This is a genomic window from Variovorax sp. VRV01, assembly GCF_014852545.1.
GTDB classification, from domain to species: Bacteria; Pseudomonadota; Gammaproteobacteria; order Burkholderiales; family Burkholderiaceae_C; genus Variovorax; species Variovorax beijingensis_A.
Map to the genome: position 1 here is coordinate 1 of NZ_JACVBS010000013.1, position 16,038 is coordinate 16,038.

Consider the following 16,038-nt stretch of genomic DNA (forward strand, 5'->3'; position numbering starts at 1 on the left):
CCCACGCCGGCCGCAAGGCCCGTCGCAGCCGCACCGGCCCCGGCGGCGCGTCCCACCGCTCCCGCGCTGCTCGCGCAGGGCGCCGCCGTGCTGGTCGATGCGCCGCGCCGCCTTTATGCCGAGGCCTCGGCCGAGGCAGCGCAAGGCGGCTGGCTGGTGGTGGCCGACATGCCGCCCGAAGCCGACGGCCGCCACGGCGAGCCCTTTGCGGGCGATGCCGGCAAGCTGCTCGACAACATGCTGCGCGCCCTCCAGCTGCACGACGGCAAGACGCCGGTGCACCTGATGCGCACGCACCGCGGCGTAGGCGCCGGCCAGCCCGGCAGCCCGCGTCCGATGGACGAGGCGTTCGCGGAACATGCGGCCGCGCTGGCGCCGAGCCTGGTGCTCGCCATGGGCCCGCTGGCCGCCCAGAGCCTGATGCAAAGCACCGATCCGCTCGGCAAGCTGCGCGGCCGCGCGGTGCCGCTGCCCTCGGCCAGCGGGGTGCCGGTGGTGGCCACTTACCACCCTGCCTACCTGCTGCGAAACCCGGCCGACAAGGCCCGCGCCTGGGCGGATTTGTGCCTGGCCGCTGAACAGCAAACACCGCCGACCTGAGGGCCGGCAGGCGGGTCCTTAAAATCGGACCCCATGACTTTCCTCGACAAGCTGGCCAATGCACAGCAAAAAAACGGTTCGTTGCTCTGCGTGGGGCTCGATCCGGAGCCAGCCAAGTTCCCGGGGCAGCTCAAGGGCGACGCCAGCCGCATCTATGACTTCTGCGCGCGCATCGTCGACGCGACGGCCGGCCTGGTCATCGCCTTCAAGCCGCAGATCGCCTATTTCGCGGCCCACCGCGCCGAAGCCCAGCTCGAACAACTGATGGAGCACATGCGCCGCAACGCGCCCGACGTGCCCGTGATCCTGGACGCCAAGCGCGGCGACATCGGCTCCACGGCCGAGCAGTACGCCATCGAGGCCTTCGAACGCTACGGCGCCGACGCCGTGACCCTGTCGCCCTTCATGGGCTTCGACTCGGTGGCGCCCTACCTCAAGCACCAGGGCAAGGGCGCCTTCCTGCTCTGCCGCACCAGCAATCCCGGCGGCTCCGACCTGCAAGGCCAGCGCCTGGCGGACATCGAGGGCCAGCCCTTTCTCTACGAGCACGTCGCCAAGCTGGCGCAGGGCCCGTGGAACCTCAACGGACAGCTCGGCCTCGTGGTGGGTGCGACCTATCCGGCGGAGATCGAGCGCGTGCGCGAACTCGCGCCGACGGTGCCGCTGCTGATTCCGGGCGTCGGCGCCCAGGGCGGCGATGCGGTGGCCACGGTGCGCGCCGGCTGGCGCCCCGACGCGCCGATCATCGTGAACTCGTCGCGCGCCATCATCTACGCCTCCTCCGGCGACGACTTTGCCGAGGCGGCCCAAAAGGCCGCGCGCACCACGCGCGACGCACTAGAGGCCGCGAAATAAGGCTCGCCCCCAGGCTCCGCGCACTTCGTGTCGCTTCTCCAACCCCCTGCCGGGGGCAACACCGGAGGCCCGGCAAAGCCGGTTCCTCGGTGTTCCTGGGGTGGGCGGCTGCCTGGCCTCAAGCTCTGCGCAGGCGTGTGAAGGCTTCGAACTCCCAGTTGCGCATGCCCAGCAGCAGCGTGTAGCCCTCGCGGTCCTTGGCCGAGAGCTTCTGGTCGGTCTGGTGCTGCTGCGCGAAGTCCTGCGCCACGCGCTGCAGGCGTTCCAGGAACGCGGGCGCGAGCGAGCGGCTGATCGACCCGTGCACCAGCAGCAGCCCTTCGGCCGGGCCATCGAAGCCGCCGCGGTAGTAGTCGAGCACCACGTTCTCGCGGAAGAACTCCATCACCGGGCCGTGCGGCCGCCAGCGGAAGGTCTTGGCCAGCTTCAGCCGGTAGCGGTTCAGCGGGCGCAGTTCGATGATGCCGATGCGGTCCAGCTGCGCCAGACAGCCGATGCACTCGGCCTCGCTGATCCGGTACGAAGCCACGATCTGCTCCAGCGTCCACTGGCTCAGCACGCTGATGGCCACCAGCAGCAGCTTCTTGTCCTTGACCACCGCCTTTTCCTGCTCCTGGGTCAGCTCCTTCAGCAGCGGCTGGGCGTCGGCCACGCGGCGCGCCAACTCCGCGAAGTCGATCTTGAGCGCACGGCAGATCGCATCGACGCGCGACAGCGGCATGTCGCTCTTGGCCAGCATGCGCTTCACGCTGGATTCGGCCATGTCGAGCGAGCGCGCCAGGTCGGCGTAGGTCATGCGGGCGCTCTTGAGTTCGTTCTTGAGGGCTTGGACGAGGTCGACGGTGGTGCTCATGAGGGTGCTGATGCGGAAGGAGGTATTAGAAAAAGATACTGAAAGGTGTGAATTAGTGCCTCGTATCGATTCTCGATGCCTGTAGAGAGACTGGCAACTAAATTCCGCGGCTCGTACCACCCACCACCGAGGACCGCCATGCCTTTGCCCACCCTCAGCCGCCGCGAGCGCGGACTGCTCTTCACCTTCGCGCTGCTCGCGCTGGTGGCCCTGTTCGGACCCGCATTGCCGGCGGCCGAGGTGGCCATTGCCTCGGTGTTCGCCGACGACCGCAGCTGGCACGGCCTGCCCAACGCCATGGACGTGCTGAGCAACCTGCCCTTCATGCTGATCGGCTTCTGGGGCCTGTACCGGCTCAACCGGATCGACCGCGCCCACCAGGAGGCGCTGGCGCAGTTCCCGCTGGCGCCGCCGGCCAACGATCCGCCGGACAACACGCTCGACTGCGCCTGGCTTTTCTTTGCGGGGCTGGTCGCCACTGCTGCGGGATCGGCCTTCTTCCACCTGATGCCCGACGGCGCCCGGCTCGCGGCCGACCGCGCCGGCATGGCGGTGGCGTTCGCGGGGCTGATCGGCATCGCGGTCTGCGAGCGCGTGAGCCAGCGCGCCGGCTGGCCGGCCGCCTGGTTCGTGCTGATGGCCGGGCTGCTGTCGGCCGAGGTGTTCCAGGAAAGCGGCAACGTGCTGCCCTGGGCCATCGTGCAGTTCGGCGGCATGGCGCTGGTGCTCACGCTCGCGATCGCCACGCCGATGCGCGGCGCGGTCGGGCTCAAGCTGGGCTGGGTGATCTGCTTCTATGCCCTGGCCAAGGCCTTCGAGCTGGCCGACCACGCGATCTACGAGGCGACGCAGCAGGTGGTTTCGGGCCACACCCTCAAGCACCTGACCGCATCGCTGGCGGGCCTGCCGGTGCTGGCGGCGCTGCGCAAGCTCGACATGAACTGGCGCGCGACCCTGCTGCGGCACAATCCCGACGCAGCCGCCGCCGTGACGGCATGACATAGGCCCGCCCCCAGTCTTCGCGCACTGCGTGTCGCTGCGCCAGTAGATAACAAGAGGAGATGCTCCGAATGACAACCCCCGCCGCTGCTGCCACTGCCGCCACCGCGCCCCACGAGGCGAACGCCCACGCGAACCAGTTCGCGCTTCTCGGGCAGCGGCGCTTCGCGCCCTTCTTCTGGACCCAGTTCGCGGGCGCGGCCAACGACAACCTCTTCAAGTTCGCCTTCACCGTCATGGTGACCTACCAGCTCCAGCTGAGCTGGATGCCGCCGGCCATGGCGGGCCTGGCCATCGGCGCGCTGTTCATCCTGCCGTTTTTGCTGTTCTCCGCCACGGCGGGGCAGCTCACCGACAAGTTCGACAAGACGAAGATGATCCGCTTCGTCAAGAACCTCGAGATCGCGATCATGCTGCTCGCGGCCTGGGGCTTCGTGCGCGCCGATGCGGTGGTGCTGCTGGGCTGCGTGTTCCTCATGGGCCTGCATTCCACGCTGTTCGGGCCGGTCAAGTTCGCCTACCTGCCGCAGGTGCTCGACGCGCGCGAACTCACGGGCGGCAACGGCATGGTCGAGATGGGCACCTTCGTCGCCATCCTGCTCGGGCAGGTGGCGGGCGGGCTGCTGGTGGCGCTGCCGCAGGTCGGCCACACGACGGTGGCGGTGGCCTGCGTGCTGCTGGCACTGGTGGGGCGCGGCGTGGCCCAGGCCATTCCGCGGGCGCCGGCCACCGACCCGGGGCTGATGATCAACTGGAACCCGTTCAGCGAGACCTGGCGCAACCTCAAGCTCGCGCACGGCAACATCGTGGTGTTCCGCTCGCTCCTGGGCATCTCGTGGATGTGGTTCTTCGGCGCGGTGTTCCTGAGCCAGTTCCCCAGCTTCGCGAAGGAAGTGCTGCACGGCGACGAGCAGGTGGCGTCTCTGCTGCTGGTGGTGTTCTCGGTGGGCATCGGCGTGGGCTCGCTGCTGTGCGAGACGCTGAGCCGCCGGCAGGTCGAGATCGGCCTGGTGCCGCTGGGCGCGATCGGCATGAGCGTGTTCGCCATCGACCTGTACTTTGCATCGCGCGCGCTGCCTCCGGTAGCGGTCATGGGGCTGGGCGCCTTCATGGGCCAGGCCGCGCACTGGCGTGTGATGGCCGACTTGGCGCTGCTGTCGCTCTTCGCGGGGCTCTACAGCGTGCCGATGTACGCGCTGATCCAGCTGCGCAGCCAGCCCACGCACCGCGCACGCATCATCGCGGCCAACAACATCCTCAACGCGCTGTTCATGATCGGCAGCTCGGTCATCGCGGGTGCGCTGCTCGGCGCCGGCTTCACCATTCCGCAGATCTTCCTGTTCACCGGCATTGCCAACGCCGTGGTGGCGTTCTACATCTTCATGCTGGTGCCGGAATACCTGCTGCGCTTCATCGCGTGGATGCTGTCGCACTTCGTCTACCGCTTCGAGATCAAGGGCGACGAGCACATTCCCACCGAGGGCGCCGCGGTGCTGGTGTGCAACCACGTGAGCTTCATCGACGCCATACTGCTGATGGCCGCGAGCCCGCGTCCGATCCGCTTCATCATGGACCACCGCATCTTCAAGGTGCCGGTGCTCGGCTGGCTGTTCAGGCTGGCCAAGGCGATTCCGATCGCGCCGCAAAAGGAAGACCCGGCGGCCTACGAAGCGGCGTTCGCGAAGGCGCTGGGCGTGCTGCGCGAGGGCGACCTGCTGGCCATCTTTCCCGAGGGCGCCATCACGCGGGACGGCCAGCTGCAGCCCTTCAAGGGCGGCGTGATGAAGATCATCGAAAGCGCGCGCGCCGAAGGCATCGAGCCGCCGGTGATCCCGATGGCGCTGACCAATCTCTGGGGCTCGTACTTCAGCCGCATCGAGCTGCGCGGCGGCCAGAACGTGGCCATGGCCAAGCCCTTCCGCCGCGGCTTCTTTAGCCGCGTGGGGCTCAACGTCGGCCATGCCGTGCCGCCGGCCGAGGTGCGGCCCGAGGCGCTGCAGCAGCGCGTGAGCGGATTGCTGCTGGCCGCGTAAGGCGCGGCCTCTCCGGCGCACAAGGTGCCGAAAAGTATCTCTTCAAGATACCCGTAGCGGCTCAAACCGGAACTGGTCGAAGCATTCGAGTCCCGTGGCGCGGGAGCGGACCATCATTCGCTCACCTTCACTACGCCGCGAGGCACGCATGCAAACCTTCCCTTCCACCACCGTTTCGATCCAGCGCGACACGCGGGCCTGGCAGTTCCAGGTCTGGGCTTCCTTCGCGATCGCCGTGTTCCTGTGCGCCACCGGCCTGAGCTGGCTGCCGGGCGAGGCGCTGGACCGTGCGTTCATGGTGATGGGCTATGTGTTCTGCCTCAGCACCGCCTTCATGCTGGCCAAGTTCGTGCGCGACAGCCAGCAGGCGGGCGCCAGCGGCACGGCGGGCCGCGACGTGCCGATGTGGCGCCTGGTGGTCTGGGGCAGCTTCTTCACCGCGATGGGCCTGACCGGCTGGGGCCTGGTCCGCATGGAGATCAACGACGCCTACAAGGCCTTCCTGGGCGTGAGCTGGCTGTTCCTGATCAGCTCGGCCTTCACGCTGGCCAAGACCCTGCGCGACCGCCACGAGGCCGACCTGGCCGAAGCGCGGCTGCAAGGCCGCCGCGCCGCCCGCCAGGAAGCCGCCGCCTCGGCCGAATGAGCGCCGCTTTTTCTTCATCCATCCATCCACGAAAGACCGCCATGAAAAAATCCGTTGCTGCGCTTCTGATCGCCGCCTGCACCGCCTTCGCAGGCGCCACGCTGCCCCTTCATGCCCAGGCGCAGAGCGAGGCTTCGGCCGCACTCTCGCTGCTGCCGGTGGCCTCGGTCGTGGGTGCCGCTTCGGCGGTGGGTGCCTCCGCGACGGCCGTGGCCGCGCTGCCCGCCGCGCTCTCGGTGGGTGGCTCGATGCTTACGGTGGTGGCGGTCGAGGCCTCGGCCGACGGCACCGTCTACCTGCTGGAGCGCGCCTCGGACGGTGCGCGTGCCAGCGTCAAGGTGATGGGGCGCGCCGCCAATGCCGCATCGGCGGCGGTCGGCACGGGCGTGCTGGTCAGTGTGATCGGCACCGGCGTCGTGCTGTCGGCCGCGGGCGAGGTGCTGGCCTTCGTGCCCAATGCCATCGGCCGTGCGCTGCTGTACAACGAGAGGCTGTCGTGAAGCGCGCGGTCTTCCCTGCGTTCCTGCTTGCGCTCTCGGCGGCACTGCCGCTGCAGGCGCAGGCCGGCCGCTCCTGCGAGCAGGCCAGGCCGACCGCCGAGCTGATCGCCAAGGGCATGCAGCTGGCCGAGCGCACTTCGCAGCAGCTCGATGCGAGCGGCGCGCGCGTCGTGCTGCTGGCGCGCGCCGGGCAGGACCTGGGCAAGTACGGCCTGCGCTATTCGCACCTGGGCATCGCCTACAAGACCGACGAGGGTCCATGGCGCGTGGTGCACAAGCTCAACCAGTGCGGCAGCGCCGTGGCCGCGGTCTACCGCCAGGGGCTCGGCGAGTTCTTCCTCGACGACCTGTGGCGCTACGAGGCCGCCTGGGTCGTGCCCGCGCCCGCCGTGCAGGTGCAGTTGCTGGCCGCGCTCCGCGAGCCGCCCGCGCGCATCGTGCGGCTGAACATTGCGCCCTACAGCATCGTGAGCTACGCCTGGGGACAGAAGTACCAGCAGTCGAACCAGTGGGCGGTCGAGACGCTGGCCGCGGCCATGGAGCCCGCCACCATCGCGAGCCGCGCGCAGGCGCAGGCGTGGCTGCAGTTCAAGGGCTACGAGCCGACCACGCTCAAGCTCGGCCCGCTGACGCGGCTGGGCGGCCGCGTGGGCTCGGCCAACGTGGCTTTCGACGACCATCCGAACGAGAAGCGGTTCTCGGACCGCATCGAAACCGTGACGGTCGACTCGGTGTTCGCGTGGATGCCGCGCGCAGGGCTCGGCGCGGCGCCGGTGGCGTTCAAGCTGCAGTAAGAAATCTCTCTCTCTCACCGAAAGAATGAAATGAGCAAGTCATTGCGTCTGTCCGAAAAATGGTTTCGCCGCGGCCTCTGGCTCGTGGCGCTGGTGTTCGCGAGCTTCCTGATCGGGCTCGGCGGCGCTATCGTGGACGACCTGCCGCGGGTCGAGCGCACGCTCGAACTCGACGACTTCATCGACCGCCCCGCGGCCGAGCCGCTGCGCAGCACCATCAAGGCGTCGGAGGCCGCCGAGCTGCAGGCGACGCGGCAGCTGGAGCAGGTCCGCCTGCAGCAGAGCGCCGCACGGCAGGCCAGTGCCAACGCCCGCGAGACCTTCGGCAACTGGATCGCCACGCGGCGCGCCACCGCGCAGCCCGACCAGGACACGGAGCTGATCGCGCGTACCAAGGCGCTCGATGCCTTCAAGCAGAAGGAAGACGAGGCCCAGCGCCTGGTCAATGCGCAGCAGCAGATCGTGCTCGATGCGCGCCAGGCCGAGCAGCGCGCCCGCGAGGCGCTGTCGCTGCTGGAGCGCGATGCGCAAAAAAAGCTCGAAGCGGAGTACCGCCGCGTCGAGCTGCGCGTGTTCGCCTACCGCCTCGCGCTCACGCTGCCGCTGCTGGTCGTGGCCGGCTGGCTCTTTGCGAAGAAGCGCAAGAGCACCTACTGGCCCTTCGTCTGGGGCTTCATCTTCTTCGCGCTGTTCGCCTTTTTCGTCGAGCTGGTGCCCTACCTGCCGAGCTATGGCGGCTACGTGCGCTACGCGGTGGGCATTGTGGTCACGGTGCTCGTGGGGCGCTATGCGATCGTTGCGCTCAACGCCTACCTCGCGCGCCAGAAGCTCGCCGAGCAGCAGCCCGACCAGGTGCGGCGCGAGGAGCTCAGCTACGACGTCGCACTCGCACGGCTCGGCAAGGGCGTGTGCCCCGGCTGCGAACGCCCGGTGGACCTGAAGAACGGCGAGATCGACTTCTGCCCGCACTGCGGCATCGGCCTGTTCGACCATTGCGGCCAGTGCGAGACGCGCAAGAGCGCGTTCTCCAAGTTCTGCCATGCCTGCGGAACCTCAGCGGGCGCGCGGGCGCAGTCGCCGCACATACCTGTGACCGGCACTGCGCAATTGGTCACGCCGGGTGCCCCGGTTCTGCCGGCCACGTAGCGGAACCGCCGCATGGGCGTGCTACAACCCCGGGGCTGCGGCACGCAACGCCGTGCCGCGGGTTTTCCCATTCACATTGACGGAGCACACCCATGAGCATTTTCGGCAAGATTTTTTCCAAGATTTTTCCGTCGGCCAACGCCGCTGAAGTCGTCGCCGCACCGCCGGCGGCTGCACCGGGCGCGCCGGCCGCTGCCGCACCGCCGCCTGCGATCCCGCTGGGCGACGTGCCCGCCGTCCTGGACGCGATGCCTGGTGCCGCCGGCCTGAACTGGCGCACCTCGATCGTCGACCTGCTCAAGTTGCTGGGCCTGGACAGCAGCCTCGCCGCGCGCAAGGAACTGGCCAGCGAAATTCTTTACAGCGATGGCGAGCCGGGTTCGGCCGAATGGAACATCGGCCTGCACAAGCAGGTGATGAGCCGCATCGCCGCCAATGGCGGCACGCTGCCGGCCGAACTGCGCGACTAAGAAGATCGGTACCCGGGAATTTTCTTTTTTGGGGGCGAGCCTATTTCAGGTCCAGCCCGCGTCCACCACGTAGTCCTGCGCGGTGCACATGCGCGAATCGTCGGCGGCCAGGAACAGCGCCATCGCCGCGATGTCCTCGGCCATCACACGGCCCGGCAGGCACTGGGCCGCATCGATCTCCGCGCCCGACTCGGGCTTGACCCACAGCTTGATCTGCCGCTCGGTCATCACCCAGCCCGGCACGATCGAATTGACGCGGATGTTCTGCTTGCCCAGGTCGCGCGCCAGCGAGCGCGTGAGGCCGCGCGCGGCCGCCTTGCAGGCCTGGTAGACCGGATAGCCGCGGCCCTTGATCATCCAGCTGATCGAGCCGAAGTTGATGATCGAGCCGCCGCCCAGCGCGCGCATGTCGTCCGCCACCGCCTGCGCGGCAAAGAACTGGTGCTTGAAGTTGACGGCCACGAGGCGGTCGAAGTCTTCGCTGGTGACGTCGGCCATCTCGTGGCGCCGGTCGTTGGCCGCATTGTTGAGCAGCACGCCGATCGGGCCGAATTGCGCGCGCACCGCGGCAATGGTGGCCGCGAGCGCCGCCGTGTCGGTCACGTCGCATGCGATGAACAGCGCGGGCGTCTCGCCCTGCAGCTGCGCCGCGAGCGCAGTGCCGGCGGCCGTGTCGAGATCGCAGAACCCGACCTTCGCGCCCTGCGCGTGGAAGGCCCGGACCAGCGCCTCTCCGATGCCGCTCGCACCGCCCGAGATGAACACGGTGCGGCCGGCCAGCGAGGGATAGCGGGCGGTGTAGGACGAAAGTGGTGATGCGTCGGTGGTCATGTGAATGCGGCAACAGCGATGGCTACGAGCGGCAAGCGTACCGGATGGGCGTGCCCCTGCATGGCGAGGGGCCGCCGGCCGGCGTATGGCTTCCGGCGAATGGCCGGCGCGGGCGTTGGTGGCTACGCTCCTTCTCCATGACGACGAACACGCTTCCCCGCCGCACCCTTCTTGGGCTCGCGCTTCTTCCCGCCGTGCTGGCGGTGCGCCCCGTGCGCGCCCAGGCGGCGGCGTCCATGCAGCTCTTCAAGCTGGTCTCGCCGCGCGACGAGGTGATCGTGGGCGCCGATGCGGCGCAGCTGGGGTCGGGCTCCAATCCTGCCGTGGAACGGCTGGCCGCTCAGCTCGCGGCCAAGGGCCAGCTCACGCTGTGGCAATACGCCTCGCACAAGGACGCGGGCGGCGCGCTGGTGCAGGCGCCCCTCAGGCAGATCGTGGTGTTCAGGAACGAACTGCTGCGCATCGAGCCCTACGCCACGCCGCTCGCGATCCAGCCGCCGAAGTAGCGCTGCGCGTCAGATGCCGCGTGCGCGCTCCGACTTGAAGCGCGCGCGGAATTCCGTGAACGTGCCCGCCTCGAGCGATTCGCGGATCTCGCGCATCAGGTTCAGGTAGTAGTGCAGGTTGTGGATGGTGGCGAGCATCGGCCCGAGCATCTCGGCGCAGCGGTCGAGGTGGTGCAGGTAGGCGCGGCTGAAGCCTTCGCGCCCGCCGTCGTTCCACGAGACGCCCGGGCTACCGGAGGGGCCTCGCGGTGCGCCCGCGCAGGCGTAGCAGGTGCAGCTCGGGTCGATCGGCTGCGGATCGTTCTTGTGGCGCGCATTGCGCATCTTCAGGTCGCCGAAGCGCGTGAACAGCGTGCCGTTGCGCGCGTTGCGCGTGGGCATCACGCAATCGAACATGTCGACGCCGTCGGCCACGCCCTGCACCAGGTCTTCGGGCGTGCCCACGCCCATCAGGTAGCGCGGCTTGTTCGCGGGCAGCCGGTGCGGCGTGTGGCCCATGATGTGCAGCATCTCCTCCTTGGGCTCGCCCACGCTCACGCCGCCGATGGCGTAGCCCGGAAAGTCCATGTCGACCAGCGCCGCGAGCGATTCCTCGCGCAGGTTCTCGAACATGCCGCCCTGCACGATGCCGAACAGCGCGTTCGGGTTCTGAAGCCGCGCGAACTCGTGCTGGCAGCGTTTGGCCCAGCGCAGGCTCAGCTCCATCGAGATGCGCGCCTCGGCCTCGGTCGTGATGTGGCCCTGGGTGTCGTAGGGCGTGCACTCGTCGAACTGCATCACGATGTCGCTGTTGAGGATGGTCTGGATCTGCATCGAGACCTCGGGCGTGAGGAACAGCTTGTCGCCATTGACGGGCGAGGCGAACTTCACGCCTTCCTCGCTGATCTTGCGCATCGCGCCCAGCGACCAGACCTGGAAGCCGCCCGAGTCGGTGAGGATCGGCTTGTTCCATTTCTCGAACTGGTGCAGCCCGCCGAAGCTGGCCATCACGTCGAGGCCGGGGCGCATCCAGAGGTGGAAGGTGTTGCCCAGGATGATCTGCGCGCCCATTTCCTCGAGGCTGCGCGGCATCACGCCCTTGACGGTGCCGTAGGTGCCCACGGGCATGAAGATCGGCGTCTGCACCACGCCATGGTTGAGCGTGAGCGTGCCGCGGCGCGCGTGGCTCGCGGGATCGGTCTTGAGAAGTTCGAACTTCAGGCGCGGCAGGGACGTGGTGTCGGTCATTTCTGGGGGGCGGCGCCGGTGTCCGGCAGCAGCATCAGGATGGTACGGTTGAAGTCTTCGACGGCGAGCAGGCGGCCCTGCCGGTCGACGGTGATGCCGGTGGGGCGGCCCATCGGGCGCACGCCGGCCTTGGGGCTCCAGCCGGCAAGCCATTCGATCGGCTTGCCCGAGGGCAGGCCGCGCGCATCGAGCTTGTAGCCCACCACGCGGTGGCCGGGCGGCTGGTGGCCGCGCCAGGCGACCAGCAGCTGGCCCGCGAAGCGGCTGTCCGCGGGCCCGGTGATCATCTGCAGCGGCGCGGCGTGTGCGGGCCAGAGCATCAGCGGTGCCTCGGTGGCCTTGCAGTCGTGCCGGTTCTCGTAGCCGCGCGCGGGTTGCCGGTTGCCTACGCAATAGGGCCAGCCGTAGTCGCGCCCGGCCTGCAGCCGGTTCAGTTCTTCGGGCGGCTGGCCCACGTCTTCGTAGTCGATGGAATTCTCGCCTTGCAGCACGGTGCCCTTGGCGGGGCCGTCCGGCAGCACGGTCAGGGCGACCGAGTTGCGCAGGCCGGTGGCAAAGGGCTTGAAGCTCTGCAGCTTGTGGTCCGGCCCGGCGAGCACGGCCTCGTACACGGCGGCGCGCGGCTTCGGTCCGGCCAGGTCGGGGCAGGGCAGCGGGTATTGCTTCGACGACGCATCGCGGCAGGCATCGGAGTCGGAGCCGACGTTGACGTAGAGCCGCCCGCCCGGTCCGAAGGCCAGTTCCTTGAGCGGATGCGTGCCGTCGCCCGGCAGGCCGTCGATCACCGTCTCGCGCTGCAGAGTGCCGCCGGGCAGAGGGATCGGCGTGCGCCAGATCGTGCCCGACTCGCCGACGTAGATCTTGCCGTCGGGCCCGGCCACGAGGCCCAGCGGCCGGTCGAGCTGCTCGGCCAGCACGCTGAAGCGCGCGCGCCGTGGCGCGGCGCCTTCGGTGGGCAGCACCATCTCGAGCAGGCGGCCGCGGCGCGGCTCCCACGATCCCATGTCGACGACCCAGTAGCGCCCCGGCGCCACCTCGAGGATGCGCCGGGGCGCACGCAGGCCCTGGGCCTCGTCGGCCAGCAGCGCGACGCAGGTGCCTGCGGGGCTGCCGATGTCGAGCCGCGTATAGCCGCCGCACAGCCCCTGCGGCGTGTAGCCGCGTGCATGGCCGGCCACGGGCAGCAGCAGCGTGCATCCGAAGGCGAGCGCGGCCAGCGAGGCGCGGATGGCGTGGTTGGTTTTCATGTGGGAGCGCGCGCCAGCAGCATGGCGTCGCCGTAGCTGAAGAAACGGTAGTGCTGCGCGATGGCGTGGGCATAGAGCGCCATCACGTGTTCATAGCCCGCAAAGGCCGAGACCAGCATCATCAGCGTGCTCTTCGGCAAATGGAAGTTGGTGACCAGCAGGTCGACGTGCTCGAACACGAAGCCCGGCGTGATGAAGATGCGCGTGTCGCCCGCGGCCTCGCCGCTCCTGGCCCACGATTCGAGCGTGCGCACGGTGGTGGTGCCGACCGCGACCACGCGACCGCCGCGCGCCTTGCAGTCGGCGATGGCGCGCTGCGTGGCCTCGGGCACTTCGTAGCGCTCGGCATGCATCGTGTGCTCTGAAATGTTCTCGGTCTTCACGGGCTGGAAGGTGCCCGCACCCACATGCAGCGTGACGTTGGCGCGCTGCACGCCGCGGGCTTCGAGCTCGGCCAGCAGCGCCTCGTCGAAATGCAGCGCAGCGGTCGGTGCAGCCACCGCGCCGGGCACGCGCGCGAACACGGTCTGGTAGCGGCTTTCGTCGTCGGCCGAATCGGTGTGCGTGATGTAGGGCGGCAGCGGCACATGGCCGCAGCGGGCCATCAGCGCGTAGGGGTCTTCGCCGGCGTCGTCGCTCTCGAAGCCGAAGCGGAACAGCGCGCCCTGCTCGTCGGGCCAGCGGCCCAGCAGCGTCGCGCGAAAGCCGCCCACCATCTGCAGCGTGGTGCCCACCGGCGGCTTCTTGCTCACTTTCATGTGCGCCACGACCTCGTGGCCCTGCAGCACGCGCTCCACCAGCAACTCGAGCTTGCCGCCGGTCGGCTTCTCGCCGAACAGCCGCGCCTTGACCACGCGCGTGTCGTTGAAGACCAGCAGATCGCCCGCGCGCAGCAGCGAGGGCAGGTCCTTGAAGATGCGGTCGGCGGGCGCGTCGCCCGTGCCGTCGAGGAGACGGGAGGACGTGCGTTCGGGGGCCGGGTGTTGGGCCACCAGCTCGGGCGGCAGGTCGAAATCGAAATCGGAAAGCGTGAAGGCGCGCATGGTGCTTGAGGGCCGGACGGGCCCGTGCCAAGGAGGCATGGAAGATGAGGAGGACGTGGCTGGAGCCGGGCAGAATTGTCCCATGCCCGCTTCCGCGAAGTCCGTGCCGCCCGAAAAGACCACAAGCCCGCCCGCCGCCGCCCCGGCCGCGCCCGGTGCCGGGCTGAGCGCCGTGCAGCGCGCGCTGCGCAAGCTCGGCCTGGTGCGCGACATCGACTTCGCGCTCTACCTGCCGATGCGCTACGAGGACGAGACCCGGATCGTGCGGCTGGCCGACACGCGCGACGGCGACATGGCGCAGGTCGAGGGCGTGGTCACCGAGTGCGAAGTGGTGTTCCGCCCGCGCCGGCAGCTGATCGCCACCATCGACGACGGCAGCGACACCTGCCAGCTGCGCTTCTTCAACTTCTATCCCTCGCAGCAGAAGCAGCTGGCCGTCGGCGCGCGCGTGCGCGTGCGGGGCGAGATGCGCGGCGGCTTCGTCGGGCGGCAAATGATGCATCCCACCGTCAAGGCTGCCGGCACGGCGCTGCCGCAGGCACTGACGCCGGTCTATTCGACCATTGCCGGACTGCCCCAGCCGGTGCTGCGGCGCGAGGTGCGCTCGGGCCTGGCGCGCGCGGTGCTCGACGAGACGATTCCCGTGCAGATCGGATGGCGCGGCGCCTGGGACCTGCGCAGTTCGCTGACCTTCCTGCACTACCCGACGCCCGACGTGGCGATGGCCACGCTCGAAGACCACAGCCACCCGGCGTGGCAGCGCATCAAGGCGGAAGAGCTGCTGGCGCAGCAGCTCTCGCAATTGCAGGCGCGGCTGGAGCGCGCGGCGCAGCGTGCGCCGATGCTGCCTTCCTCGGCCGAGCCGCAAGCGAGCTCGCTGCATGCGCAACTGCTCGCGGTGCTGCCCTTCGCCCTGACCGGCGCGCAACAGCGCGTGGGCGAGGAAATCACGCGCGACCTCGCCCGCGAGATCCCGATGCACCGCCTGCTGCAGGGCGACGTGGGCTCGGGCAAGACCGTGGTGGCGGCGCTCGCGGCGGCGCGCTGCATCGACGCGGGCTTTCAGTGCGCGCTGATGGCGCCGACCGAAATCCTCGCGGCGCAGCACTTCGGCAAGCTGGTCGGCTGGCTCGATCCGCTCTTGGCCGAACGCGGCCTGCGCGTGGCCTGGCTCACCGGCAGCCAGAAGAAGAAGGAGCGCGACGCGATGTCGGCCGCGGTCGAGAGCGGCGAGGCGGCCTTGGTCATCGGCACCCATGCCGTCATCTCGGAGAAGGTGCGCTTCAGGAACCTCGCACTGGCGATCATCGACGAGCAGCACCGCTTCGGCGTGGCGCAGCGCCTGGCGCTGCGCGGCAAGGCCGTGGGCCACCTCGAACCGCATCTGTTGATGATGAGCGCCACGCCGATCCCGCGCACGCTGGCGATGAGCTACTACGCCGACCTGGACGTTTCCACGCTCGACGAACTGCCGCCGGGCCGTACGCCCATCGTCACCAAGCTGGTGGCCGACCACCGCCGCGACGAGGTGATCGACCGCATCCAGGCGCAGATCGCCCAGGGCCGGCAGGTCTACTGGGTCTGCCCGCTGATCGAGGAAAGCGAGGCCGTCGACCTGCGCAACGCCACCGAGACGCGCGACGAGCTCGCCGATGCGCTCGGCAAAGCCGTCAACGTCGGGCTGCTGCATTCGCGCATGCCCACGGCCGAGAAGCAGGCGGTGATGGCCGCTTTCACGGCCAACGAGATCCAGGTGCTGGTGAGCACCACGGTGATCGAAGTGGGCGTGGACGTGCCGAACGCCTCGCTGATGGTGATCGAGCATGCCGAGCGCTTCGGGCTCTCGCAGCTGCACCAGTTGCGCGGCCGCGTGGGGCGCGGCGCCGCAGCCTCGGCCTGCGTGCTGCTCTACGCGCCGGGCGACAGCGGCCGCGTCGGCGAAGCGGCCCGGGCCCGGCTCAAGGCCATGGCCGAAACCGGCGACGGCTTCGAGATTGCGCGGCGCGACCTCGAGATCCGCGGCCCGGGCGAATTCCTGGGCGCGCGCCAGTCGGGCGCGCCGCTGCTGCGTTTTGCCGACCTTGCCACCGACACGATGCTGCTCGACTGGGCGCGCGAGCTTGCACCACTGATGCTCGACAAGCACCCCGACCTGGCCCAGCGCCACATCGATCGCTGGCTCGGCACCAAGGCCGAGTACCTGAAGGCGTAGGCCGCGTCAGGCGGCAGTCCTGCGCGTGAACGCGAGGATCAAGCACCGCGATCCGGTCCAGGGAAACTCGCCGAAA

At 69.2% G+C, this 16,038-nt stretch carries 16 protein-coding genes; 11 read left to right on the forward strand and 5 right to left on the reverse strand.

Annotation, left to right across the window (positions count from 1 at the left end; genetic code table 11):
* Positions 1-600 (forward strand): uracil-DNA glycosylase family protein (locus tag IB278_RS21870; RefSeq protein WP_192325402.1); only part of this gene is annotated, 600 nt, incomplete at its 5' end.
* A 33-nt stretch (positions 601-633) separates the two neighbouring features.
* The gene (gene pyrF / locus IB278_RS21875; RefSeq protein ID WP_192325404.1) at positions 634-1,455 is read left to right on the forward strand and encodes an orotidine-5'-phosphate decarboxylase; all 822 of its coding nucleotides are present in this window, start codon (positions 634-636) and stop codon (positions 1,453-1,455) included.
* A gap of 118 nt (positions 1,456-1,573) precedes the next feature.
* On the opposite strand, the gene IB278_RS21880 is transcribed toward pyrF, so the two are convergent.
* Positions 1,574-2,308: a helix-turn-helix domain-containing protein gene (locus tag IB278_RS21880; protein ID WP_145739284.1), complete on the reverse strand. Its 735-nt coding sequence runs from the start codon at positions 2,306-2,308 to the stop codon at positions 1,574-1,576.
* 138 nt (positions 2,309-2,446) lie between these two features.
* Between IB278_RS21880 and IB278_RS21885 the strand changes: the two genes are divergently transcribed.
* From IB278_RS21885 to IB278_RS21915, 7 genes are all read left to right on the forward strand, one after another.
* A complete protein-coding gene (locus tag IB278_RS21885; protein ID WP_145739286.1) occupies positions 2,447-3,307 on the forward strand; it encodes a hypothetical protein in 861 nt (286 codons plus the stop codon).
* 71 nt (positions 3,308-3,378) lie between these two features.
* A complete protein-coding gene (locus IB278_RS21890) occupies positions 3,379-5,340 on the forward strand; it encodes an MFS transporter (RefSeq protein WP_145739288.1) in 1,962 nt (653 codons plus the stop codon).
* A gap of 148 nt (positions 5,341-5,488) precedes the next feature.
* Positions 5,489-5,986 carry a YiaA/YiaB family inner membrane protein gene (locus tag IB278_RS21895; protein ID WP_145739289.1) on the forward strand — a complete coding sequence of 166 codons (498 nt, stop codon included), beginning with the start codon at positions 5,489-5,491 and terminating at the stop codon, positions 5,984-5,986.
* Positions 5,987-6,027: 41 nt separating this feature from the next.
* The gene (locus tag IB278_RS21900) at positions 6,028-6,486 is read left to right on the forward strand and encodes a hypothetical protein (protein WP_145739291.1); all 459 of its coding nucleotides are present in this window, start codon (positions 6,028-6,030) and stop codon (positions 6,484-6,486) included.
* On the forward strand, positions 6,483-7,280 hold the full coding sequence (locus tag IB278_RS21905; RefSeq protein ID WP_145739292.1) for a DUF2145 domain-containing protein: 798 nt from the start codon (positions 6,483-6,485) through the stop codon (positions 7,278-7,280). The genes IB278_RS21900 and IB278_RS21905 overlap by 4 nt, the downstream gene beginning before the upstream one ends.
* A gap of 30 nt (positions 7,281-7,310) precedes the next feature.
* Positions 7,311-8,426, forward strand: a complete 1,116-nt coding sequence (locus tag IB278_RS21910) for a serine endopeptidase (RefSeq protein WP_192325406.1) — start codon at positions 7,311-7,313, stop codon at positions 8,424-8,426.
* Positions 8,427-8,518: 92 nt separating this feature from the next.
* A complete protein-coding gene (locus IB278_RS21915) occupies positions 8,519-8,896 on the forward strand; it encodes a DUF3597 domain-containing protein (protein ID WP_009124759.1) in 378 nt (125 codons plus the stop codon).
* Between the two features lie 45 nt (positions 8,897-8,941).
* Here IB278_RS21915 and IB278_RS21920 read toward each other — a convergent pair whose 3' ends face one another.
* Positions 8,942-9,727 carry an SDR family NAD(P)-dependent oxidoreductase gene (locus tag IB278_RS21920; RefSeq protein ID WP_192325408.1) on the reverse strand — a complete coding sequence of 262 codons (786 nt, stop codon included), beginning with the start codon at positions 9,725-9,727 and terminating at the stop codon, positions 8,942-8,944.
* Between the two features lie 137 nt (positions 9,728-9,864).
* Between IB278_RS21920 and IB278_RS21925 the strand changes: the two genes are divergently transcribed.
* Positions 9,865-10,233, forward strand: coding sequence for a hypothetical protein (locus IB278_RS21925; protein WP_225613070.1), 369 nt, complete (start codon positions 9,865-9,867; stop codon positions 10,231-10,233).
* A gap of 9 nt (positions 10,234-10,242) precedes the next feature.
* Here IB278_RS21925 and tgt read toward each other — a convergent pair whose 3' ends face one another.
* Genes tgt through queA form a run of 3 tightly spaced genes read right to left on the reverse strand, consistent with a single transcriptional unit; the run spans position 10,243 to position 13,750 of the window.
* Positions 10,243-11,460, reverse strand: a complete 1,218-nt coding sequence (gene tgt / locus IB278_RS21930) for a tRNA guanosine(34) transglycosylase Tgt (RefSeq protein WP_145739301.1) — start codon at positions 11,458-11,460, stop codon at positions 10,243-10,245.
* Complete coding sequence (locus IB278_RS21935) at positions 11,457-12,707, reverse strand: PQQ-dependent sugar dehydrogenase (RefSeq protein ID WP_192325410.1); 1,251 nt, start codon at positions 12,705-12,707, stop codon at positions 11,457-11,459. Before IB278_RS21935 ends, tgt begins: the two co-directional genes overlap by 4 nt.
* A complete protein-coding gene (queA, locus tag IB278_RS21940) occupies positions 12,704-13,750 on the reverse strand; it encodes a tRNA preQ1(34) S-adenosylmethionine ribosyltransferase-isomerase QueA (protein ID WP_192325412.1) in 1,047 nt (348 codons plus the stop codon). The genes IB278_RS21935 and queA overlap by 4 nt, the downstream gene beginning before the upstream one ends.
* Positions 13,751-13,832: 82 nt before the next feature.
* Between queA and recG the strand changes: the two genes are divergently transcribed.
* Positions 13,833-15,962 carry an ATP-dependent DNA helicase RecG gene (gene recG, locus IB278_RS21945; protein ID WP_192325414.1) on the forward strand — a complete coding sequence of 710 codons (2,130 nt, stop codon included), beginning with the start codon at positions 13,833-13,835 and terminating at the stop codon, positions 15,960-15,962.
* The last annotated feature ends 76 nt before the right edge of the window (positions 15,963-16,038 follow it).

Coding starts and splice junctions, on each gene's coding strand:
- IB278_RS21890 (WP_145739288.1), top strand. CDS start 3,379: ATGACAACCCCCGCCGCTGCTGCCACTGCCGCCACCGCGCCCCACGAG.
- IB278_RS21895 (WP_145739289.1), top strand. CDS start 5,489: ATGCAAACCTTCCCTTCCACCACCGTTTCGATCCAGCGCGACACGCGG.
- queA (WP_192325412.1), bottom strand. CDS start 13,750: ATGCGCGCCTTCACGCTTTCCGATTTCGATTTCGACCTGCCGCCCGAG.
- tgt (WP_145739301.1), bottom strand. CDS start 11,460: ATGACCGACACCACGTCCCTGCCGCGCCTGAAGTTCGAACTTCTCAAG.
- IB278_RS21935 (WP_192325410.1), bottom strand. CDS start 12,707: ATGAAAACCAACCACGCCATCCGCGCCTCGCTGGCCGCGCTCGCCTTC.
- IB278_RS21920 (WP_192325408.1), bottom strand. CDS start 9,727: ATGACCACCGACGCATCACCACTTTCGTCCTACACCGCCCGCTATCCC.
- pyrF (WP_192325404.1), top strand. CDS start 634: ATGACTTTCCTCGACAAGCTGGCCAATGCACAGCAAAAAAACGGTTCG.
- IB278_RS21880 (WP_145739284.1), bottom strand. CDS start 2,308: ATGAGCACCACCGTCGACCTCGTCCAAGCCCTCAAGAACGAACTCAAG.
- recG (WP_192325414.1), top strand. CDS start 13,833: ATGCCCGCTTCCGCGAAGTCCGTGCCGCCCGAAAAGACCACAAGCCCG.
- IB278_RS21925 (WP_225613070.1), top strand. CDS start 9,865: ATGACGACGAACACGCTTCCCCGCCGCACCCTTCTTGGGCTCGCGCTT.
- IB278_RS21885 (WP_145739286.1), top strand. CDS start 2,447: ATGCCTTTGCCCACCCTCAGCCGCCGCGAGCGCGGACTGCTCTTCACC.
- IB278_RS21900 (WP_145739291.1), top strand. CDS start 6,028: ATGAAAAAATCCGTTGCTGCGCTTCTGATCGCCGCCTGCACCGCCTTC.
- IB278_RS21910 (WP_192325406.1), top strand. CDS start 7,311: ATGAGCAAGTCATTGCGTCTGTCCGAAAAATGGTTTCGCCGCGGCCTC.
- IB278_RS21915 (WP_009124759.1), top strand. CDS start 8,519: ATGAGCATTTTCGGCAAGATTTTTTCCAAGATTTTTCCGTCGGCCAAC.